The organism is Dysgonomonas sp. (assembly GCF_035323175.1).
Taxonomy (GTDB): domain Bacteria; phylum Bacteroidota; class Bacteroidia; order Bacteroidales; family Dysgonomonadaceae; genus Dysgonomonas.
The window spans coordinates 101,782-123,321 of the sequence record NZ_DAOKYH010000002.1 but is presented as its reverse complement, the minus strand read 5'-3'; the positions used below and the strand labels follow the sequence as shown (position 1 = coordinate 123,321).

At 37.6% G+C, this 21,540-nt stretch carries 20 protein-coding genes; 11 read left to right on the top strand and 9 right to left on the bottom strand.

Translation table 11 applies throughout. The features are described 5' to 3' along the window. Window positions 1-15: 15 nt before the first annotated feature. The 7 genes from PKC55_RS03605 (at window position 16) to PKC55_RS03575 (ending at window position 5,850) form a co-directional block, all read left to right on the top strand. Window positions 16-1,920: a RecQ family ATP-dependent DNA helicase gene (locus PKC55_RS03605; RefSeq protein ID WP_291129679.1), complete on the top strand. Its 1,905-nt coding sequence runs from the start codon at window positions 16-18 to the stop codon at window positions 1,918-1,920. A 77-nt stretch (window positions 1,921-1,997) separates the two neighbouring features. Continuing rightward, the gene (locus PKC55_RS03600) at window positions 1,998-2,465 is read left to right on the top strand and encodes a magnetosome magnetite crystal formation protein family (RefSeq protein WP_291129677.1); all 468 of its coding nucleotides are present in this window, start codon (window positions 1,998-2,000) and stop codon (window positions 2,463-2,465) included. Window positions 2,466-2,470: 5 nt separating this feature from the next. Then, window positions 2,471-3,187 carry a 1-(5-phosphoribosyl)-5-[(5-phosphoribosylamino)methylideneamino]imidazole-4-carboxamide isomerase gene (hisA, locus tag PKC55_RS03595; RefSeq protein ID WP_291129674.1) on the top strand — a complete coding sequence of 239 codons (717 nt, stop codon included), beginning with the start codon at window positions 2,471-2,473 and terminating at the stop codon, window positions 3,185-3,187. 14 nt (window positions 3,188-3,201) lie between these two features. After that, window positions 3,202-3,954, top strand: a complete 753-nt coding sequence (gene hisF, locus PKC55_RS03590; protein ID WP_291129671.1) for an imidazole glycerol phosphate synthase subunit HisF — start codon at window positions 3,202-3,204, stop codon at window positions 3,952-3,954. Continuing rightward, complete coding sequence (hisIE, locus tag PKC55_RS03585) at window positions 3,951-4,547, top strand: bifunctional phosphoribosyl-AMP cyclohydrolase/phosphoribosyl-ATP diphosphatase HisIE (protein ID WP_291129668.1); 597 nt, start codon at window positions 3,951-3,953, stop codon at window positions 4,545-4,547. The genes hisF and hisIE overlap by 4 nt, the downstream gene beginning before the upstream one ends. 61 nt (window positions 4,548-4,608) lie before the next feature. Beyond that, a complete protein-coding gene (locus tag PKC55_RS03580) occupies window positions 4,609-5,304 on the top strand; it encodes a cell division ATP-binding protein FtsE (RefSeq protein WP_135104000.1) in 696 nt (231 codons plus the stop codon). Between the two features lie 18 nt (window positions 5,305-5,322). Next, complete coding sequence (locus PKC55_RS03575) at window positions 5,323-5,850, top strand: GNAT family N-acetyltransferase (protein WP_291129666.1); 528 nt, start codon at window positions 5,323-5,325, stop codon at window positions 5,848-5,850. 77 nt (window positions 5,851-5,927) lie between these two features. Here PKC55_RS03575 and PKC55_RS03570 read toward each other — a convergent pair whose 3' ends face one another. Then, window positions 5,928-8,264, bottom strand: a complete 2,337-nt coding sequence (locus PKC55_RS03570) for a glycoside hydrolase family 20 protein (RefSeq protein WP_291129662.1) — start codon at window positions 8,262-8,264, stop codon at window positions 5,928-5,930. A gap of 162 nt (window positions 8,265-8,426) precedes the next feature. Between PKC55_RS03570 and PKC55_RS03565 the strand changes: the two genes are divergently transcribed. Next, a complete protein-coding gene (locus PKC55_RS03565) occupies window positions 8,427-8,663 on the top strand; it encodes a YecH family metal-binding protein (RefSeq protein WP_291129659.1) in 237 nt (78 codons plus the stop codon). Window positions 8,664-8,739: 76 nt separating this feature from the next. Here the strand turns inward: PKC55_RS03565 and PKC55_RS03560 are convergent, their stop codons facing one another. Both PKC55_RS03560 and PKC55_RS03555 read right to left on the bottom strand, forming a co-directional pair. Beyond that, window positions 8,740-9,528, bottom strand: a complete 789-nt coding sequence (locus tag PKC55_RS03560; protein ID WP_324371898.1) for a glycosyltransferase — start codon at window positions 9,526-9,528, stop codon at window positions 8,740-8,742. Continuing rightward, window positions 9,518-10,213, bottom strand: a complete 696-nt coding sequence (locus PKC55_RS03555; RefSeq protein WP_291129653.1) for a PIG-L deacetylase family protein — start codon at window positions 10,211-10,213, stop codon at window positions 9,518-9,520. The genes PKC55_RS03560 and PKC55_RS03555 overlap by 11 nt, the downstream gene beginning before the upstream one ends. A 204-nt stretch (window positions 10,214-10,417) precedes the next feature. Between PKC55_RS03555 and PKC55_RS03550 the strand changes: the two genes are divergently transcribed. Then, a complete protein-coding gene (locus PKC55_RS03550) occupies window positions 10,418-12,766 on the top strand; it encodes an ATP-dependent helicase (RefSeq protein WP_296948217.1) in 2,349 nt (782 codons plus the stop codon). A 62-nt stretch (window positions 12,767-12,828) separates the two neighbouring features. Here PKC55_RS03550 and PKC55_RS03545 read toward each other — a convergent pair whose 3' ends face one another. The 5 genes from PKC55_RS03545 to tamL form a co-directional block, all read right to left on the bottom strand. Next, a complete protein-coding gene (locus PKC55_RS03545) occupies window positions 12,829-13,437 on the bottom strand; it encodes an FKBP-type peptidyl-prolyl cis-trans isomerase (RefSeq protein ID WP_291128283.1) in 609 nt (202 codons plus the stop codon). 106 nt (window positions 13,438-13,543) lie between these two features. Continuing rightward, window positions 13,544-14,728, bottom strand: a complete 1,185-nt coding sequence (locus PKC55_RS03540; protein ID WP_291128280.1) for a MalY/PatB family protein — start codon at window positions 14,726-14,728, stop codon at window positions 13,544-13,546. 149 nt (window positions 14,729-14,877) lie between these two features. Then, window positions 14,878-15,513 carry a peroxiredoxin gene (locus PKC55_RS03535; RefSeq protein ID WP_291128278.1) on the bottom strand — a complete coding sequence of 212 codons (636 nt, stop codon included), beginning with the start codon at window positions 15,511-15,513 and terminating at the stop codon, window positions 14,878-14,880. A 131-nt stretch (window positions 15,514-15,644) separates the two neighbouring features. Continuing rightward, window positions 15,645-16,466 (bottom strand): tetratricopeptide repeat protein, encoded by an 822-nt coding sequence (locus tag PKC55_RS03530; RefSeq protein WP_291128275.1) that lies wholly within the window; start codon window positions 16,464-16,466, stop codon window positions 15,645-15,647. Between the two features lie 129 nt (window positions 16,467-16,595). Continuing rightward, complete coding sequence (gene tamL, locus PKC55_RS03525) at window positions 16,596-19,010, bottom strand: translocation and assembly module lipoprotein TamL (protein WP_283686459.1); 2,415 nt, start codon at window positions 19,008-19,010, stop codon at window positions 16,596-16,598. Window positions 19,011-19,131: 121 nt separating this feature from the next. Here tamL and PKC55_RS03520 point away from each other — a divergent pair, with 121 nt between their 5' ends. Both PKC55_RS03520 and PKC55_RS03515 read left to right on the top strand, forming a co-directional pair. Next, window positions 19,132-19,524: a VOC family protein gene (locus tag PKC55_RS03520; RefSeq protein WP_135104009.1), complete on the top strand. Its 393-nt coding sequence runs from the start codon at window positions 19,132-19,134 to the stop codon at window positions 19,522-19,524. Window positions 19,525-19,568: 44 nt separating this feature from the next. Continuing rightward, complete coding sequence (locus PKC55_RS03515) at window positions 19,569-20,321, top strand: RNA methyltransferase (protein WP_291128268.1); 753 nt, start codon at window positions 19,569-19,571, stop codon at window positions 20,319-20,321. Window positions 20,322-20,340: 19 nt separating this feature from the next. Here PKC55_RS03515 and PKC55_RS03510 read toward each other — a convergent pair whose 3' ends face one another. Next, window positions 20,341-21,534: a hypothetical protein gene (locus PKC55_RS03510; protein ID WP_291128266.1), complete on the bottom strand. Its 1,194-nt coding sequence runs from the start codon at window positions 21,532-21,534 to the stop codon at window positions 20,341-20,343. Window positions 21,535-21,540 lie beyond the last annotated feature (6 nt).

Sequence of the window (21,540 nt, the reverse complement as noted above, 5' to 3'; positions counted from 1 at the left end):
TAATAGGTTTTTAGAATGGATATATATCACAAAATATTAAAGCAATATTGGGGTTACGATGAGTTTCGTCCATTACAGGAAGATATTATCCATTCCGTTAGCCAAGGAAAAGATACATTGGGGCTTATGCCCACAGGAGGAGGGAAGTCTCTAACTTTTCAGGTTCCGGCAATGGCTATGGAGGGCATTTGTATAGTTGTTACCCCTCTTATTGCATTGATGAAAGACCAGGTGGATAATCTTCGTGAAAGAGGAATTAAAGCTTTGGCTGTATATTCGGGAATGACTCGCCAAGAGATTATAACTACACTGGAGAATGCAGTATTTGGTGATTATAAGTTTCTATATGTATCCCCTGAAAGACTTGCTACCCAACTTTTCCTGAGCAAGCTTCAACATATGAATGTCTGCTTACTTGTAGTCGATGAATCGCATTGTATCTCTCAATGGGGGTATGATTTTCGTCCGTCTTATCTCCGGATAGTAGAAGTACGTCAGCATATACCCGAAGTGCCTGTATTGGCTCTTACTGCGACTGCAACAGCTGATGTGATCGATGATATTCAAGAGCAGCTTCACTTTAAGGACAAAAATGTATTCCGAAAAAGTTTCGAGCGCAAGAATTTGGCATATATCGTTCGTAGCACAGAGGGAAAACAAGAAGAGTTAGTTCGAATTCTCGAAAAAATAAGAGGGTCTACCATTGTATATGTGCGTAGCAGGCAGCGGACGAAAGAGATATCTGATTTCTTAATTAAAAATGGTTTTTCATCCGATTTCTATCATGCAGGATTGAATGCTTCGGATAAAATACGCAAGCAAAATGCATGGAAGAATAATGAAATCAGAATAATAGTTTGTACAAATGCCTTTGGAATGGGAATCGATAAGCCTGATGTCCGCTTGGTAGTGCATACCGATCTGCCTAACTCTATTGAAGAATATTTTCAGGAAGCGGGACGTGGAGGACGTGATGGAGAAAAGTCTTATGCTGTTATACTGTACGATAGAAATGACAGTGCTAAACTCAAAAAGCGCATAAGAGATGAATTTCCTGAAAGAGAGTTTATCTTTCACGTGTATCAATCATTAGCTTATTTTTTTCAAATAGCTGAAGGTTATGGAATAGGCATGATTTACGATTTTAATATTCATCAGTTCTGTTCGGTGTATAAGTTGCCGATATTACCTGTACATAATGCTTTGAAAATTCTTGATCTTGCCGGTTATATTGAATATACGGATGAAGTAGATAATCGTTCTAGGCTCATGTTTACTGTTTACCGAGATGATTTATACCATTATAATTTTGATAAGGAGTATGAGCAATTGGTAAACACAATATTGCGACTTTATACCGGACTTTTTACCAATTATGCAACTATAAATGAGGCTGAGATAGCTTTAAGAATGGATAAGTCGCGGAATGCAGTTTATGAGATGCTCAAGGTGCTAGATAAAAGAAATATTATTGATTTTATACCTCATAAAAAAACTCCACTGATTGCTTATACCCAACCTCGTATAGATGTTAAGTATCTTAATATCCCCCGAATAGTGAACGAAGATCGTAGATTTCGCTTCGAAAAACGCATAGAGGCGATTAGTCATTATGCAGAACAAAATGAAATCTGTCGGAGTCGTATCTTACTCTCTTATTTTGGCGAAAAGAAAATAAATGATTGCGGGCAGTGTGATATATGCTTGGCGAAGAATGGTTCGGGGTTGAATAATAAAACGTTTAATGAAATATCTCAGGCTGCAAAGGAGGTGATAAAAAGTGATTTATTGTCTGTGGATCATGTTGTCGGTTCTTTGCCGGAATATAATCAAAAAGACATCTTGGATACCATTCGCTTTTTAGTTGATCGTGGCGAATTGGAAATGATATCGGGTAAAGTACGTGTAATAAACGCCTAACACTTATCTTATAACTTACAACTTTATATTATCTTTACAGGATTATCGTTTTACTTTAAAAAAAACGTCATTTTGTTATGGATAAATATGAGGATTTGAGAATATTGGAAGATCTAAGATCGAAAGGAGCCATATCAGAAGAAGAATATCAAATGGAAAAGGATAAAATCCTGAGTTCCTCTTTTAGTGGCCAAACGAAAAATTCACTCGGTATGGAAGAAAACACATACTTGATGTTGATGCACCTTTCTCAGTTTGCCGGATTCATTATTGCCGGATTGGGTTTTGTTATACCAATTGTGATGTGGTTGGTTAATGCAGATAAGAGTGAGGCTGTAAGCAGGCATGGCAAGAATATCGCCAACTTTATGTTGAGTATGCTTATCTATATAGTTATATCAATCATACTTTGTCTCGTCCTTATTGGTATACCTATGCTTATCGCTTTAGGAATAATTGAGATTGTGTTCATTATTATTGCTGCCTTAAAAGCGAATAATGGAGAGTATTGGAAATATCCTCTAAGCATACCGTTTTTTACCTGATATAAATGATAGAAATAATTCCGGCTATAGATCTCATTGATGGGAAGTGTGTACGCCTTTCGCAAGGAGATTATGAAGCCAAAAAAGTATATAATGAAGACCCCTTGGAGATTGCCAAAATGTTTGAAGGTGCCGGTATTCGGCGTTTGCATTTGGTAGACCTTGATGGAGCTAAGGCAAAGCATATAGTCAATCAATCAGTATTGGAGAAAATCGCATCCAACACATCCCTTATCATTGATTTTGGAGGAGGTGTGCAAAGTGATGAGGATATTGAAATCGCTTTTAATTCGGGCGCATCAATGGTTACCGGAGGCAGTATTGCTATCCGAAATAAGGAGCTTTTTACTTCTTGGATAACCAAATATGGAGCAGACAAGATTATACTTGGAGCCGATTGTAAAGATCATAAGATTGCTGTTTCAGGTTGGCAGGAAGCAACCTCAGTCGAGGTAATACCTTTTATCGGCGATTATAACCAAAAAGGTATATCGAAAGTTGTTTGTACCGATATAAGCAAAGATGGTATGTTACAGGGGCCATCAATTGATTTGTATAAGGATATATTAAATGCTTTTCCGAATTTATATCTCATTGCCAGTGGTGGTGTCAGTTGTTTTCAGGACATACTTGATTTAGAAAAATCGGGAGTGCCTGCCGTTATTTTAGGAAAGGCTATTTATGAGAATAGAGTAACACTAAAAGAACTGAGTAGGAGATAAAATAAAACGAATAAATGCTAGCAAAAAGAATTATACCTTGTCTTGATGTAAAAGATGGGAAAACCGTAAAAGGGACGAACTTTGTAAATCTCAGAGAAGCTGGAGATCCGGTCGAATTGGGAGTACGTTATAGTGAGCAAGGAGCCGATGAATTAGTCTTTCTTGATATCACAGCGTCGCACGAAGAACGTAAAACTTTTATAGATCTTGTTAAGCGTATTGCTGCAAATATTAATATCCCTTTTACTATAGGTGGTGGTATCAATGAGCTTTCTGATGTAGACAGGCTTTTGAATGCGGGAGCTGATAAGATATCAGTAAATTCTACGGCTATCAGAAATCCGAAGATAATAGAAGAGATAGCCAAGAATTTTGGTTCTCAGGTATGTGTGTGTGCGATAGATGCCAGCCTCAAAGATGGACTGTGGTCTTGCTATACGAGTGGTGGACGCAACAAGACTGATAAAGAACTCTTCTCGTGGGCAAAGGAAGTTGAAAATTTAGGAGCAGGAGAGATTCTATTTACTAGTATGGATCACGATGGGGTGAAGACAGGCTATGCGAATGAAGCTTTACGCATGTTATCCGAAACATTAAATATCCCCATCATAGCATCCGGAGGCGCAGGGAATATGCAACATTTTCGGGATGTCTTTGTCGGAGGTAAAGCCGATGCAGCACTTGCAGCGAGTGTTTTTCATTTTGGGGAGATTGCAATAAAAGATTTGAAAGAGTATTTGAAAAAAGAAAATATAAATGTAAGATGAAACTTGATTTCGATAAAGTGGGTGGACTTATCCCTGCAATTATACAAGATAATGTAACAAACAAAGTTCTAATGCTGGGTTACATGAACGAAGAGGCTCTGAATAAAACTCAGGAGACAGGAAAGGTTACATTCTTCAGCCGTACGAAACAACGTTTGTGGACAAAAGGAGAAGAGAGTGGAAACTTTCTTCATGTGATTAGTATAAAAGACGATTGCGACCACGATACCTTACTTATTAAGGTAGACCCTGTTGGCCCTGTGTGTCATACAGGTGCTGATACCTGCTTTGAGGAGGATAATAAAGAAGATATTCTTTTCTTTAAATATCTACAGCATTTTATAGAGAAACGTTACAAAGAAATGCCGGAAGGCTCATATACAACATCTCTTTTTCAGTCAGGAATAAACCGTATGGCTCAGAAAGTGGGAGAGGAGGCATTAGAATCTGTAATAGAAGCATGTAATGGTACTGATGATCGCCTGATTTATGAATCTGCCGATATGCTTTATCATTTGATTGTTTTGCTAACATCAAAAGGTTTGAGTATCGAAGATTTAGCTAGAGAGCTTCAGAAGAGGCATAAGAAATAAAAGACGTAGACTGTGAGCAAATAGTATCTGCTAATTGTTTAACTGTTGAAATAGAGTAATTATGGATACAGAAAAAGAAGTAATTGTAAAATACGAAGGAGTTGATCTCGAACGAGATGGCAACACAATATTAAGTGATATTAATCTGACTATCAGAGAAGGCGACTTTGTGTATCTGATTGGTAAAGTTGGTTCAGGAAAAAGTACTCTTCTCAAAAGTATGTATCATGAGATACCTTTAGTTAGAGGTACAGGAAAAGTTTTGGACTATGAGTTGGAAAATATCAAAAAGAAACAAATTCCTTACCTGAGAAGAAAGGTCGGTATTGTTTTTCAGGATTTTCAATTATTGATTGACCGCTCGGCTGAAAAGAATCTTGAATTTGTATTACGGGCTACCGGATGGAAAAACAAAGATTTAATAAGTCTACGGATTAATGAAGTACTGACTCAGGTTGGTATGCAAAATAAAGGCTATAAAATGCCACATGAACTTTCGGGTGGAGAACAGCAACGAATTGTTATTGCTCGTGCTCTACTCAACTCACCGGAGGTTATATTGGCTGACGAGCCAACCGGAAACTTAGATCCTGAGATGGGGGGGCAGATTGTTCAATTACTTCATACCATAGCAGGAAATGGTACGGCTGTAGTCATGTCGACGCATAATTATGCCGTTGTACAAAAATATCCTGGGCGCATCGTAAAATGCGAAGACGGTTACTTGAAAGAAGTAAAAACCAGCCAAGGGAATTAATAAAAATAACACAAGAAAATGGAGATTAAGGAATTAGATATATCAAATCATGCAGAGGTTTCGTTTATAGAGAATCTTTATATCGAATCTTTTCCTCTTAGCGAACGACGTGCTTTCGAGAAAATGCTGGATTTGCATAAAGGCAAGAGCCCATTTGTTATATCTGTAACGATAGAAGATGGTAAATTAGTTGGTTTTCTCACATATTGGGACTTAGATAAATTTATTTTTGCAGAACACTTTGCTATTTCAACCGACTTTCGTAATGGAGGTTACGGACGTAAAGTGATGGAGTTGTTTATGCAAGCCTCTAGGCCTATAATTCTTGAAGTAGAACTTCCTACGACTATATTATCCGAGCGTCGTGTTGGTTTCTATCAGCGTTTAGGATTCAGATTGTGGGAGAATGTACAATATCAACAACCCGCTTATCATAATGATGGGAATGCCATTCCGATGAAACTAATGTCTTACGGAGATATTGATATTGAGCGTAACTTGGTAGATATTCGCAGTAAAATATATAGTGTTGTGTATAACTGTTGAAATAAGTATAATTCTATATAAAAAGCAAAGGAGCTGTCTAATCAGACAGCTCCTTTGCTTTTTATCATTACATTTTCTTATTCAATGATTATCTCGTCTACAAATACGAATGAGGGACTTCCTTTTCCTACATGCCATTCAGGGATTGACTTGGTAACTTTTACTGTTATTTTTACATAACGAGCTTTCTGTGTTGGGAATTTCGCTACTAAATCCTGCACTCTGTCACTCGGGCTCTCTTTATCCACTATTGGATATTTTTCTTCGAATACTTGTTTGAAAGATTCTCCATCTTCAGAAAGAGATACAATATATCCTGTTGCTCCAAAAATCCACGATCCCGGACTAACAAAAGTCCCGGTAGTAACCTCTGACATTTCTGTCGGTTCTTTCATGTCAATAGTTGCAACGAAATCTGTATTATAAAAACCGAGCCATTCACCATTCGCGTGAGAGGTACCGCCTCTTTTTCCATTTACCAACGTGATTGCTCCGTTGTAAGTATAATTTTTGTGAGGGGCATTCTCCAGTTTGATGTTTTTGAATGTGGCTTTATTGAACTCAAAAGATTCGGTATATTCTTTACTTTGTTCCTTGTCTCTGAATGCTATAGCCTTTATAGTTGCTGTTGAACCAATCTCGATAGGGTGTTCATATTTTATACTCTTAGTCGATGGCGTACTACCATCTAGAGTATAGTATATAGGAGCGTTATCATAGGTGAAAAGTTTTACATTCACTACACCTTTAGCAACATCTTGAATAATTTCGGAACTAATGTCTACTACATGCGTTGCAAAGTTGTAATCCAGCTTTTTATATAGGTCCATCAATTTGCCAAGGCGAGGCAGGAAAAATTCATAGTTCTTCTTTTCCGGCATCGTCCATTGCACTTCGCTTAATGCCGCAGCTCTAGGCAATACCATATATTCAGCCTGTTTAGAGTCTACTACATACTCTGTCCATAAGTTAGCCTGAGTACCTATTATATATTTGCTTTCTTCCGCTGTAAGTTCACTAGGAACAGGTTCGAAGCTATATACTTTCTTTACAGAAACAAACCCTCCGAAAGCAAGAGGTTCTCCCGTTGTGTCATCTGTCTGATAATAATCGAAATATAAATGAGATGTAGGAGTCATCACTGCCTCGTGTTTCATTTTTGCAGCAGATGCACCGCCTTCCATGCCTCTCCACGACATGACTTTAGCATTAGGGGCTAATCCTCCTTCGAGTATTTCATCCCAACCAATGATTTCACGTCCTTTACTATTCAAGAATTTCTCCATATGAGATATTACATAGCTTTGTAGCATGTCTTCTTTCGTATGTTTTGCATCTCCTTTAAGTCCTAATTCTTTAATTTTAGCCTGACATTTAGGACATTCCTTCCATCTCACTTTAGGACATTCATCACCACCTACATGTATAAGTTTAGATGGGAATAGCTCTATAAGCTCAGAATATACATTCTCCAGGAAAGTGTATATCTCTTCATTACCGGCACATAGCACATCGTCAAATACACCCCAAGATTCACCCACCTTATATGGGCCTCCTGTACAACCAAGATTAGGATAGGCTGATAATGCTGCCAACATATGGCCCGGAAGGTCTATTTCCGGAACAATCGTTATAAAACGTTTTTGAGCGTACGCTACTATCTCTTTTATTTGCTCTTGTGTATAATAACCACCATAAGGTTTTCCGTCATACTTAGCAGAGTTTCTTCCGATAACAGTCTGAGCACGTTGAGACCCTACCTTGGTGAGTTCGGGATATTTTTTTATTTCTATTCTCCATCCCTGATCATCAGTAAGGTGCCAGTGAAAACGGTTCATGTTGTGTAGAGCTAAGATATCTATATATTTTTTTATAAACTCTACAGGAAACATATGGCGACCTACGTCAAGCATCATTCCTCGGTATTCGAAACGTGGGTAATCCTTTATTTCTACAGCCGGAAAAATAATTGTACTGTTTGATGCATCTTCGGGGATCGATTTTCTTAATGTTTGTACTCCGTAAAATGTTCCGGCATTGTCTTTCCCATTAATGATTATCTGTTTGCTGTTTACAATAAGACTGTATGATTCAGGCTTCTCTCCCTGATAATCAGCTTTCAGTATAATCGAGTTTTCAGATACTTTTTTATCTGTTACTTTTAGGCTCAAACCTGTACTCAATTTGAGGTACTCGGACAGAAATTCGGCTGTTTGCTTTTGTATCTCATCGCCTTTCGAATAACTAATCTGAGTGTTACTATTTAACGTGAAACTTTCATTTCCCGCCAAAGTTATACTTTGAGGTAATGGTATAACCTCGTAATTAGCCTTTAGTGGAATTTTGTTCTCGCATCCGGCTAATGTAGCGGTTACAAGTAAAAAATAACAAATGGTTTTAAGGGTTTTTCTCATGAACTTTTTTGATTTTAGATTTGAACACATAAAGATACAACAAAATAGAAAACTAAATAAAAATATTTTTTAAGTAAAGAGGAATACCTGTGTAACATATGTTACGTTTCTTCTGAGTGTTTACTCCTTATCTTTGTATGGAAAACTAAGAATAAGATAATTATGGAACAATTGCATGCTCATGAAGTACTTCATATGATGGAAGGAAATAATTACACGGAGTCTTCTTTAAAGGAAGCCATTATTGAACAATTTGGTAAAGATCAAAAGTTTTATGCTTGTTCAGCAGAAGATATGGATATTGATGAATTAATAGTGTTTTTAAAGAATAAAGGGAAATTTATGCCTTCAAATGATAATGCTTTTACTGTAGATGTAAGTAAAGTTTGTAGTCATTAGTTTAAACTGAAGAGTAGAACATATCCGATAGAAAAATAAAGTGACAAAAACAATGGTAAAAAACACCATTTTTTTGTCACTTTTTATTCCGATTAATGAGGCGAGCTCTTACTTCGGGATATGTATCTATAATATTATTCATATTCTTGTCATTGAGTTTTTTCCCTTGCGTGTTGTCATACATCAAGGCCTCAGTCTGAGACTCTTCTATGACTGTTATTTTCTCAGAGCTTCCTGCCGGAGCTGTTTTTGTACCATTAAGAATTGCCATTGCACAAAACCATAGGTCATCAGTTGTTGGACAAAGATTCATAAATATATCATCGCGGAAAACGTCCGAATGTAAAGAATGCGGCGGAAATAAAGTACCACCACCTGTTGTCGCTAGATTTCTAAATTTGGGTTTGCCTCCGTACAAAAATAGTCGCCATCTTTTACATCGCTTCCATGTTTCATATTTTCCAATATCCCCATTTTTAGTGGTTATTAACCTAATACGGCATCCGCAAATAGCATGTGGGTATCTCTGGTGTTTCTTTATCAATCTTTCAATTATATTCGGCGGATACAAAATATCATCATCGAATGTAACAATATTATCATCCGGAAACTCTTTTAATGCCGGAATCAATTTTTTAAATGATTTTATATCGCGTGCCCACCACCGGACTTCAAATTTTCCATTTTTTGCCAAATCAGTTAATGTTTGTGGCAATTGTCGATCGGGAAACTGTTCATCGGCCAGATACAGAATAACTTTATCCAGCGGTACCGATTGATTTAAAATAGTTTCGATTACACGGTGAACAGTCGTTATCCTAGCCGGATACGAAGTTAATGATCCTATCATTCTTTTATTTTCCATCTAGAAAAGTAATATCGTTAAACCGTTCATAAGGCTTGCCTGCATGTATACGTTCTTTTATATAATACTGGGCCGTTCTCTCTTTCCAATTTCTGCGAAATAGTTTTCGTAGGGTTTTCTTATACATCAACATTGCATCTAATTTCTCAGAAATTTCATTCTTTGTTAAATACACGTATGCATAATCGGCTGTCAATGGCGATTCCGTCTGTTCAATATCATAATAGAATTCTTCGTAGAAATAAACACGTCTATCCAGATCTTGAACTGCGATATTAACGATACGGTGATCTATATGATTACCGAGTCCTGCCGGAGCAATCAATATATCATCAGGCTTTGTATTTATCAGAATATAATCTCGGATTTTTTCTATCAAATCATACTCTGTAACTTCTACTGTGAATAACTTTTTCTTCGCCTGCTTCATCTGTTTTCTCATCCCTTTTCTATATACAACATCCAGAAACGGGGCATTTTTTACACTGCATTTTAATGCCTTGGCTGCATTCCTGTTTTCAGATTGTCTGTGTAATACATAATATGCATATTTGGGATGATACCATGGTATCGCTGTCATAATAGTCATTACGCAACATTCTTCTCCAGATTCAACGAGTCTGTTTATAACACCTCCGGACGACCCTATGGCATCGTCAAAATGTGGAGATATAAATACATACATCTATCTATTTCGATTTATGATTAATACTCTTGAATATTTATTTTACTGTAACAAAAACAAAGTTAGTAGATATATTCTTTCAACCTTATAATATTTATATAGATTAATTTGAAGAGTACGAAAAATACATGTACTTCTGTAGGTGATAAGCTTATTATTGTTCGCTGAAAAAGCATTACCTTTGTTATCCTATCTCAACTTTTTATGAATAACTTACTCGATCAATTAAATAAGCAACAACGCGAAGCTGTAGAATATAATAGCGGACCTTCTCTAATTATTGCCGGAGCAGGGTCGGGCAAGACTCGTGTATTGACATACAAAATAGCCTATTTAATGCAGCAAGGCTATCATCCTCAAAGTATATTGGCACTAACATTTACCAATAAGGCTGCACGTGAAATGAAAGAACGTATAGCGCAACTTATTGGTTGGCAATATGCCCGTTACTTATGGATGGGTACGTTTCACTCTGTTTTTTCACGAATCTTACGTACCGAAGCAGAAAGAATAGGATTTACAGCCAACTTCACTATTTTCGATTCTGCTGATTCCCGTAATCTTATAAAAACCATAATAAAACAGTTTCAGCTTGATGATAAAGTCTACAAGCCGGCACGTGTGCAATCGATCATATCGAATGCAAAAAATGCTCTGATATCTCCACAGATGTATGCTCAGAACAAAGAGCTTATAGAGTACGATCAGCGAGCAAAGATGCCCATGATAAAAGATCTATACAGAGAATATAACAATCGGTTGAGGGCATCGAATACAATGGACTTTGATGACCTTCTGTTTTATACCAACCGCTTGTTTCGAGACCACCCGGATGTGTTAGCTGCTTATCAGGAGCGTTATCAGTTTATACTTGTAGATGAGTATCAGGATACTAATTTTGCACAGTATCTTGTTGTGAAACAGCTTGCTGATGCACATCATCGAGTGTGTGTGGTAGGAGATGATGCCCAGAGTATATATTCGTTTCGTGGAGCCAATATTGAAAATATATTAAAGTTTAAGGAGGTATACCCGGAAGCTAAGATGTTTAAACTGGAGCAAAACTATCGTTCTACCCAGAATATTGTAAATGCAGCAAATAGTCTCATAAAACAAAATAAAGATCAAATAAAAAAGACAATATATTCCGAAAATGAAGAAGGAGATCGCCTCGAAGTGGCGAGTGCTTTCTCCGATTTTGAGGAAGGGGTGATTGTGTCTAATAAGATATGGGATCTGCGCCGTGATAAGAATGCTCCATACAGTGACTTTGTAATTCTATATCGTACAAATGCTCAGTCTCGTATTTTTGAAGAAGCATTGAGAAAGAAGAATATACCTTATCGTATTTATGGTGGACTATCTTTCTATCAGCGTAAAGAAATAAAAGATGTAATAGGATATTTTCGCATGGTGGTAAATCCGTACGATGAGGAAGCTTTTCGCCGTACCGTTAATTTCCCTACCCGGGGTATAGGCAATACAACCTTAAATAAAATTGCTGATGCAGCACGCCTGCATAATGTAAGCTTATGGGAGGTAATCAGCAATCCGTTGGGTTTCAATCTGGATGTTAATGCCGGTACTGCAAAGAAATTGGCTGGATTTAAAGAGCTGATAGAAAGCTTTATTTCCCAATTACAAGAACTCTCTGCTTACGAACTGGCTACCCGTATTGTGAAGGAAAGTGGTATTGCTTCTGATGCATACCAAGATCAGACACCCGAAGGTATGAGCCGTCAGGAGAACTTACAGGAATTGCTCGGAGGTATTCATGAGTACTGTGAAAGCCGTCAGGAAGAAGGTCTAGGCGGAATCGGATTGATGGACTTTCTGTCCGAGGTATCTCTTCTTAGTGATCAAGATACTGACAAGGAAGCCGATAAAGAGAAAGTGACCATGATGACAATCCATGCAGCTAAAGGATTGGAATTTAATAATGTCTTTGTCGTAGGGCTCGAAGAAGATCTTTTTCCTTCGGCTATGGCAAAGGATGAATTCAGAGGACTCGAAGAAGAACGACGTTTGTTTTATGTGGCAATAACACGGGCGAAGGAGTTTTGTATGATAACTTATGCGAAAAGCCGATTTCGTAACGGTCAGATTAATGCATGTAATCCAAGTCGTTTCTTAAGAGACATCGATACGGATTATCTGAATGTAAATGCCGGAGTACTCGGATCGGGAGGCTTTGGTGTTCTCAATCGTCCTGAGACATATACCAAAGAGCTGTTTGACTATTCATCCAATCCCCGTACTACTCATACGGAACGATCTGTACAAAGAGAATCAACTCCTCTATCCCAACCGAAAAATGAAAGCTTCGGTCAACCTAAATTTGTAAATGCTAGAACAGCTACACCTAAAGTGTCGGCTGGAAGTAATGCCGGAGAGGTAGGTGTAGGGGCTATAATCAAACACGAACGTTTTGGCATCGGAAAAGTGACCGCAGTAACAGGTGATGTAGATAGTCGTAAGGCAACCGTAGAATTTGAAAATTCCGGAGTAAAGCAATTATTATTAAAGTTTGCCCGGATTGAAATAATCGGATAAAAGAAAAAGACAGATGTTTTTTAGCATCTGTCTTTTATATATTATATAATGTCAATCAAATTTTAGTGACATCCACATCCTGAACCGCATCCGCCAGCTGTTTCTTTTTCGCTGCCGCATCCGCAAGAGTCTTCTTCTCCGTCGCCACAACCACATCCTGAACCGCATCCGCATCCACCACCTTGAGGTGCAAACAATGCTGCAATTTCTTCAGGTGTAGATTCTCTTACAGTTAGTACTTTTCCTGAGAAATTTAATGTTTCTCCAGCTAATGGGTGATTGAAGTCCATTTTTATAACATCTTCTTTTACTTCCACAACAGAACCATTCAAACGATTTCCGTTTGTATCCATCATTGGAACTGTATTTCCTTCAAAGATCACTTCTTTATTCAATACACCATCTTGTTCGAATATATTTCGTGGGAGATCAACCACATGATCATCATCGTATTCGCCGTATGCTTCTTCCGGAGTGAGTGTGAAATCGAAAGAATCTCCTTCAGCTAATCCATCGATGTTCTTCTCAAAAGCCTGAAGCATAGAGTCTGTACCAAAGATAAATTCAAGAGGAGTCTCAGCTGTAGCCTTTTCCATTAGTTCACGTTCCTCACCTTCACCAACTGTCAGGTCATAAGATAGAGCAACAAACTTATTAGTTGAAATTTTCATTTTATTTGTTAATTGTTTATATGGATTAATAACCAAGTCCTAAGACCTATTTTTACTTTATTTTTGTATGACAATAATCGTGCCCAAAATTGTAATAGAAACAATTCTAGTCACGTATTTGTTTTGCGTATACTGCCTTTTTAAGATTATCCAACGCTTTTTGTATGTTGGCTAAAGGCGTACCCACATTTAAGCGCATGTATCCTTCTCCCCCTTGTCCAAACATCTCGCCATCGTTCAGTGCCAATTTGGCATCGTCTACAAATAGAGAAACTAATGCCTTTTGAGAAAGATTCAGTTCTCTACAGTCTAGCCATACAAGAAATGATGCTTCAGGAGTCATTGCTTTTATTTGAGGAATATTCGTTTTTAGGTATTCGTCCACAAACTTGATATTATTCCATATATAATCTTTAGCTTGTGCCAACCATTCATCGCAGTGCTCGTATGCGGTTTGTGCTGCCAAATAAGCAAATATATGACCTTCGTCAAGCTCGCTGCTTTCTAAATATTTGTTGAATTTTTTTCTGAGTTCGTCATTCGGAATAATTGAATATGAACTTACAATACCCGCTATATTAAATGTTTTGCTGGGAGCCATGAATGTAATGCTGTTTTGCGCAGCTTTCTCTGATACACTGGCAAATGGAATATGCTTGTGTGGAGCAAAGGCCAAATCTGAATGAATCTCATCTGATATAACCAATATTTTGTGCTCGTAACATATTTCAGCTATATCAATTAATTCCTGACGTGTCCAGACTCTTCCACCCGGATTGTGAGGGTTGCAAAGTATCAGTACTTTACTAGCCGGATTGATTATATTCTTCAATCCTTCCAAATCCATTTTGTATTGTCCGGCTTCCAATGTTAGAGGATTGTCTACAACAATACGATGGTGCAAAGTCGGGATTATACGAAAAGGGTGATATACGGGCGGTTGTATTATTATTTGATGATCTTTGGACGTAAAGCAATCTAAAACGAAGGCTATTCCTTTTACTATTCCGGGAATAAATGTAATCCATTCTTGTTGGATTTGCCAGTTATGGTGGCGATTAACCCAATTTATAATAGAATTATAATATTCTTGAGATGCACAAGTATAACCAAAAATGCCGTGATGAGCTCGTTCGATGATGGCTTCCGTTATTGCCGGTGGGGACTTGAAGTCCATATCTGCAACCCATAAAGGAATGAGTTCGGCATTACCATAACGTGCCGCAAGAGCATCTGTTTTTAATGCATTGGTCCCCTTGCGATTGATAATTTCATCGAAATTATATTTCATTTTGAGTTAAATTAAAAATAACGAGTACAAAAGTATGAAAAATAAGGGCAATATATTCCTTTTATGTATTAAAAAGCCGTAATCAGAAGGACTACGGCTTTTATGAACTAAATTAACTTAAACTTATATCCGTTATAAACAAGACAGAACTAATGTTTATGGGATAAATAATCAGAAATCCCTTCTTGGGTTGCTTTTAAAGCTTTATCTCCTTTCTTCCAGTTTGCAGGACAAACTTCGCCGTATTCTTCAGTGAATTGAAGTGCATCGATTACACGTATAGCTTCGTCTACACTACGTCCCAGCGGCATGTCATTTACTACCTGATGGCGTACAACACCTTCTTTGTCGATCAAGAAAAGTCCGCGATAAGCCTGAGGCGCACCGTTGAATACATCTTCACCTTCATCGTTGTAGTCAAATGATCCTGCCAGTACATCATAAGCAGTAGAAATCATGAGTGATTGGTCTGATACCAATGGATATTTAACCCCCTTGATACCTCCATCATTTTGTTCTGTTTGTAACCATTTCCAGTGAGAGAAAGCTGAGTCGGTAGAAGCTCCAACAACAGCTACGTTACGTGATTCGAATTCTGCAATTTTTTCTTGGAATGCGATAATCTCTGTCGGACATACAAATGTAAAATCTGCAGGGTAGAAGAAAAACAATACATATTTCTTTTCTTTGTATTGTTCCAAAGAGAAGCCTTCTACTATCTCATTTCCATTCACTACAGCACTTGTATTGAATACGGGTGCTTTCTTTCCTACTAATACTGACATAATTACTTAATTTTAATTATTAGTTTATTTGTTATACTTGCAAATATAGAAGCATAATCTTAATAAATCAAATAGATAATAATTATGTTAATATTGATAAATGTTATGTTTGATGAAGGAGAGGCTTTTTGTTATTTGCACAATTTGAGAAAGTCGGCTACAATTGTTTGGCTAACTCCCATTTCCTGTGCTTTCAGAAAGTCTTCTTTAGCCAGACGTTTGTCATACTGAGCAAGTCTTAACTGACCTCTCAATAGATAGATAATAGGATCGCTGAAGCCTAGTTCCAGAGCCTTATTTATATCTTCATTCATCCGTGCCAGTTTGTTTAACTGCAAGTAGCATTCTGCTCTGTTGAAATACAGGTCTGCGTTGTTTTTGTGTTTGTATATTAAATCGCTGTATAGCTCTTCTGCCTCTTTAAATTCGCCTCTTCGTTTCATAATCAGAGCTTGTCCCAGTTTAGCTTGTAAATTATCCGGCGCTTCTTTTAAGGTCTTTTCAAAATCTTCTTCGGCTGCAAATATATTATTGTTATTGAGGTGCACTAGGCCTCGTCGATAAAGAGCTTCTATATCTTTCGGGTCGTTTAGCAATACCGTATTGTAGTCTTTCATAGCATCGTCATATCGTCCCATATCGCAATATAATGCTGCACGGCTATGTTTCAGGAAAGCCCGATCGGGATATCGTTCTATTGCTACATTATAAGATATAAGAGCCTCTTCGTATTCTCCCAAGTTTCGTTGTATTGTACCCAGGTTAACCATCAGCATGATATTGTTCGGATTCGCAGGTTCTTTACGCAATGCAGCTTTCAGAGCTTGTTCGGCAGCTGCATAGTCCTTCATATCTATGTAGTCCATGGCTCTATTCACCATATCTTCGTATGTCTGAGCCCAGGTAATAGTTGCGAAAGTAAGGAGTAGTAATAGTATGTATAATTTTTTCATCAAATAAATAGAAATTTTATTTATTGCAAAAGTACATCTTATTAACTCGCTTGCTTAAAACATATTGCCTAAAAAGAATTAAAACTTATAGGGCGGAGTCTTAAGATGTTATAATTTGCTAATGTAGTATTAGAAAGGATAGCCCACGGCGATGTGCCAAGCTGTATTTTTGGCTATGCGCCAAGGTTCCTTAATAGGCCATCGGGTTATATTGGGATCTCCCGAAGGATCATAAGCTTTCCATCCGCAATCTAAGCGAATAAGTACGAAATCGAAATTAAGGCGTAATCCTAATCCCCATGCTACAGCAACTTCTTTATAAAATTTATTTAATTTGAAAGCCCCATCGGGTTGATCTTCATAGTTCTTCACTGTCCATATATTTCCGGCATCGATAAAAGCTCCCATTTCTATAATCCAAAATAACTTACTTCTATATTCTACACTTGCATCGAGCCGTATGTCTCCCGAGTGATAATAAAAGTTGTCCTTATCATTACCATCTGCCGATTTTTTAAAATAATAAGACCCGGGGCCAAGTTCTCTTATCGACCATCCTCTTACACTGTTTGCACCTCCCGCAAAGAAGCGTTTTTGGATAGGTATCTGCTGATTATTTCCATACGGATAGGCTAGGCCTCCGCCGAGATGCCATGCCAGTGAGTTCTTTTCGTCTATTTGGTATGCTTTACTATAGTCTATAGTTGCCCGTACATATTGAGCAAAGTTCGTCCCGAATATTTGTCTGGAACCTAAAGAATCTGGTTTTGCTCCTGACATTTTAGCAGCTAGAGAGAGCAGGTTTCCGGCAGTTTCTATCGATGCTCGTAGCGAATATATTGGTTGATAAGACCGTCTGTTTACATTTGCTACATTGGTACGTGAAAAAGTATACCCTGTTCCCAGAATAAAGTGGTCTTTAAAACTATACTGTTTAGCTGCCGCAGAAAGTTTGCTTTCGAATGTTGAGTCGATAGATGGAAGGTGGATATAGCTGATCTCTATCAAATCAAATATATGGCGGTTAAGAGATTGTCGTCTGTCTTGCCATATATATTGCACTCCCGATCCTAATACGGTACGGGTAAAAAATCCCGGTCGCCGTTGGAATGAATAGCTCGCATTTAATTGCGTAGAGGCGTGTATCCTTCGTTTTTGTTCTTTACTCAAAAGAGGAAACATAAAGCTTGGGAATGTAAGTGATGTTTCTCCTCCAATTTCAAAATAGTTGTCAGAGAAGCTGGAGAAGCTAGGGGTAATAGCTTCGTAGGCTCCACGCAAACGTGCGCTGAACAGCTCCGATCCTTTAAATACGTTTCGGTGAAGATATCCTACGCTCGCTCCCACACCAAAATAACCGCCTGAGTTAGTGCCTTCCACCTCGGCAGAAATACCTTGCTTTTTATCCGGAACACAGGTAATCACGCAATGCAGTTTAGTCGAATCATTATCGATAAATTCGTAATAACTGATATTTATGTTTTTTAATATCTTAAGTTGAGCCAGCGAGCTGTATGTAAGGGATGTTGCATTCTCATTAAACAATGCTCCCGGCATGATATAACAATTATCCAAAACCGTTCTAGGACTGATGTAACGCTCTCTTGGTCCATACTTTATTTTATATCTACCTTCTTCGTATACACTTGTAGGTTCAAATTCATTAACGCTTTGGTCTGTTAAAGGATTATAGTCAACCAGAAAGACTACGTCTTCTACTATGTATTGTCTGTGAGGAACTTCTGTTATTTGTCCATCTGCCGCACGTGTAGCAAATGGCTCGATAGTCAGATCGAGCTTAACCATATTATTGCCGAGTGTGGTATCTGCATCAAATCCTACGTACTCTTTATTAAATGCATAGTATCCCGTTCGACGGAATAAAGATGATACCCGTTCTCTTTCCTGATCGAGAACATCCAAATCCAGTAAAGAGTTTTTGTGTACTAATGTGTTCCGAGATAAAATACTATCGATGCTCATTGGCAAATTTCCTCTGTCTCGTTTTCGGCTAATCAATGGCTGGTATTGCTGGGCAGGTATTATTGTTTTTTTTATTACACTGTCATTGATGTTGATAGTATAATCCTTTATACGATAAGGCGCCCCGGCTTTGATATCATAAATTACTTTTGCCTTTTTATTTTTTAGCTCTACTATGGGGGTAACTCTTGCATCTATATACCCTTTGTTAGTCATCATACGTTCCAGGTTGACTACTGTCTGCTCCAGCATAGTACTATCATATAGCACAGGGGGATCTCCCGCATTACGTAACGTACGATTAACCCATTTTGTGCTATCTTTTCCGGATAGGTTATATAAGAAAAGTGGTAGCTTGAATATTGCAAAGGTTTTATAGTTAGGTTTTTGTTTGATAAAGGTTTCCATATCCATGGTTGACATGACCTTTTTGTCACTCTTTACTGTAGTGCTTGCCAGTAAATATTCTCCGTCCGGGATATATTTCGTTGTACTGCACGACTGTATGAAGATCGTAAGAAGTATTACTACAAAGAAGGGAATCAAAAACTTATGTCTCATAGAAAATAACCTGAAGCAAACTCTATTTATTCAATTGAACGACAAATTTAGGGTTTTAATTGTTTCTTTTTGTAGTTTTGTTATTAAAAAGAGTATAAATTGATTTTAAATAGAATAGTTTATGAAACTTCACCATGCTGCTATTTGGGTTACAGACCTTGAAAAAGAAAAGGAATATTATGTTAAACATTTTGGAGCTCAAGCGAATCAACTGTACGAAAATAAAACCACAGGTTTCAGAAGCTACTTTTTAAGTTTCGAATCGGGCGGGCAATTAGAAATAATGCACAGAACGGATATTCCTGATAATGCAAATGATGTTGTGGGAACACAGCACAAAGGACTTATTCATTTGGCGTTTGTTGTTGATTCTATAGAAGAGGTGGATAAGAAAGCTGAGGAACTAAAGAATGCGGGATATCAGATATTAAGAGGTCCTCGGCAAACAGGCGATGGCTATTATGAGTTTGAAACGCTAGACCCTGAAGGAAATAGGTTAGAGGTAATGTTTTAGTTAGATTAAGGTATCGTGTGAAGTAAAATTTGGATAATAAATAAATGAGTTTAAGCAAAAATAAGCTGAAATATATTCGCTCTTTGAAAGAGAAGAAATATCGTGCCGAGTTCGGAACTTTTGTCGCTGAAGGTCACAAGATGGTAAGCGATTTACTGCCATTTATAAAATGTCAGTTACTCGTTGCTACTCCCGAATTTTTGAGATCGACAGATGTGGCAAATGTTGAAGAAGTAATAGAAGTGAATGATAGCGAGCTGGCTCAAGTGAGTTTTTTACAAAACCCACAGCAGGTGTTAGCTGTCTTCTACCAATCAGAAAATGTAGCTGATATAAAGATTGATGATGAGCTGGTTTTGGCATTGGATGGTATTCAAGACCCCGGCAATATGGGCACAATCATACGCTTGGCTGATTGGTATGGCATTCATCATATATTTTGCTCGCAAGATACTGTTGATGTCTACAATCCGAAGGTGGTACAAGCTACAATGGGGGCTTTAGCGAGGGTTAATATTCATTATACAGACTTATCAGATTTTTTGACTCGGAATAAACATTTGCCCGTGTACGGAACTTTTCTCGGTGGAGAAAATATGTACGAAAAAAAAATTACATCAGATGGAATTATTGTTATGGGAAATGAAGGCAATGGAATCCGTCCTGAAATAGAAAGATTGATTACTGAGAAACTGTATATACCAAACTACCCTGTAGGTAATCCCACATCGGAGTCGTTAAATGTAGCTATAGCTACAGCAATTATTTGCGCTGAATTCAGAAGAAGAAATTTGTAGTTATTAATAGGAGAGGGTATTAAAAGCCTTTTTCAACCAATACATAAGCTCTATATCTGTTGCTTCTGCTGATTGGGCATAACGAAAGGTATCCTGAGGTTATTTTGCCATTTTCTATTCGGATAGGGTGTTTTTCCTCCATCAAGAGATGGTTGTTATACATCTCTTCCGCTTTAGGATTAAAATCTATATAGAATTTCCCGCAAGACTGCGTAGCTATATAGTTTTCATACAACCGACAAGTGAGAAATCCCATATTGTATCGCATATTTATTTCAACGCAAGGATGTAATTTATACTCATTGTCTTCTAAATAAATAAGCATATCCACGCCGATACAGCCATTGTAAAGTGTTGTAAGCTTTTTAGATAATATGTTGATAAGCTTGCCCTTTACAGAATCAAGAAGGTCTAGCGATATCTTTTCAGACAATTGTTCTATGATACTTTCTTGTGAGCCTATATAATTTGCTTCGTAGCCGCCCTTCGCATTGGTATAAAAAAGAGAATAGCCTGCAAAGGCAATATTTCCTTTTCCATCTGCCATAAATTCCATGGCAAAATCCATTTGTTTATCTAAAACTCTTTCGATAGAGACACTCCCTTGTTTTTTTAGAATTCCATGTAATATCTGATTTTCGGTGCGGGTTAATCCTGTTGCCGGTAGCCATAGCAATCCCCTGCCGGAGGATGAATAAGGAGCTTTAGCTAATAGTTGATATGCCGAGGCATTTACAGCCCTGTTTATATTGTCCAGGTTTGTATAGAATTGTGGTATGATTGCTTGAGAGAGTAGGGGGATAGAGTTTATTAATTCAGACAGACAGTCTCTCGCTGCGAGCCTGCTGTTAAGATATTTATATTCTTCACTCCATTCAGGAATATCCAGATTAATTTCTAATTCCTTATTTAGTTCTTCGAAGTAGCGAATCGCTTGAGGAGATACTCCCCATAATGATACATTTGCATCTCTATATAGTGTCAGTTCGTTCTGAGATACTGGTTGAGCTAGGGTAGAGAATTTTTCTGTTAAGTATGAATAATATACTTCGTTTTTACTATCGACCAAAACTTTATCTTCCCGATCGGCGTACCATGCCGGCAGAAAAGACAATTCTTCTTGCATAGCCGCTATATTCACCGGAGGTGTATAGTAAGGCGACGCATTGTTGACTGCTGTCTCGTGCCCGGGATTAAAGTAGTGGATGTTCAACTAAAT

What these genes read in the sequence shown, in the direction of transcription:
- PKC55_RS03605 (WP_291129679.1), top strand. Translation starts at nt 16, where the DNA reads ATGGATATATATCACAAAATATTAAAGCAATATTGGGGTTACGATGAG.
- PKC55_RS03600 (WP_291129677.1), top strand. Translation starts at nt 1,998, where the DNA reads ATGGATAAATATGAGGATTTGAGAATATTGGAAGATCTAAGATCGAAA.
- hisA (WP_291129674.1), top strand. Translation starts at nt 2,471, where the DNA reads ATGATAGAAATAATTCCGGCTATAGATCTCATTGATGGGAAGTGTGTA.
- hisF (WP_291129671.1), top strand. Translation starts at nt 3,202, where the DNA reads ATGCTAGCAAAAAGAATTATACCTTGTCTTGATGTAAAAGATGGGAAA.
- hisIE (WP_291129668.1), top strand. Translation starts at nt 3,951, where the DNA reads ATGAAACTTGATTTCGATAAAGTGGGTGGACTTATCCCTGCAATTATA.
- PKC55_RS03580 (WP_135104000.1), top strand. Translation starts at nt 4,609, where the DNA reads ATGGATACAGAAAAAGAAGTAATTGTAAAATACGAAGGAGTTGATCTC.
- PKC55_RS03575 (WP_291129666.1), top strand. Translation starts at nt 5,323, where the DNA reads ATGGAGATTAAGGAATTAGATATATCAAATCATGCAGAGGTTTCGTTT.
- PKC55_RS03570 (WP_291129662.1), bottom strand. Translation starts at nt 8,264, where the DNA reads ATGAGAAAAACCCTTAAAACCATTTGTTATTTTTTACTTGTAACCGCT.
- PKC55_RS03565 (WP_291129659.1), top strand. Translation starts at nt 8,427, where the DNA reads ATGGAACAATTGCATGCTCATGAAGTACTTCATATGATGGAAGGAAAT.
- PKC55_RS03560 (WP_324371898.1), bottom strand. Translation starts at nt 9,528, where the DNA reads ATGGAAAATAAAAGAATGATAGGATCATTAACTTCGTATCCGGCTAGG.
- PKC55_RS03555 (WP_291129653.1), bottom strand. Translation starts at nt 10,213, where the DNA reads ATGTATGTATTTATATCTCCACATTTTGACGATGCCATAGGGTCGTCC.
- PKC55_RS03550 (WP_296948217.1), top strand. Translation starts at nt 10,418, where the DNA reads ATGAATAACTTACTCGATCAATTAAATAAGCAACAACGCGAAGCTGTA.
- PKC55_RS03545 (WP_291128283.1), bottom strand. Translation starts at nt 13,437, where the DNA reads ATGAAAATTTCAACTAATAAGTTTGTTGCTCTATCTTATGACCTGACA.
- PKC55_RS03540 (WP_291128280.1), bottom strand. Translation starts at nt 14,728, where the DNA reads ATGAAATATAATTTCGATGAAATTATCAATCGCAAGGGGACCAATGCA.
- PKC55_RS03535 (WP_291128278.1), bottom strand. Translation starts at nt 15,513, where the DNA reads ATGTCAGTATTAGTAGGAAAGAAAGCACCCGTATTCAATACAAGTGCT.
- PKC55_RS03530 (WP_291128275.1), bottom strand. Translation starts at nt 16,466, where the DNA reads ATGAAAAAATTATACATACTATTACTACTCCTTACTTTCGCAACTATT.
- tamL (WP_283686459.1), bottom strand. Translation starts at nt 19,010, where the DNA reads ATGAGACATAAGTTTTTGATTCCCTTCTTTGTAGTAATACTTCTTACG.
- PKC55_RS03520 (WP_135104009.1), top strand. Translation starts at nt 19,132, where the DNA reads ATGAAACTTCACCATGCTGCTATTTGGGTTACAGACCTTGAAAAAGAA.
- PKC55_RS03515 (WP_291128268.1), top strand. Translation starts at nt 19,569, where the DNA reads ATGAGTTTAAGCAAAAATAAGCTGAAATATATTCGCTCTTTGAAAGAG.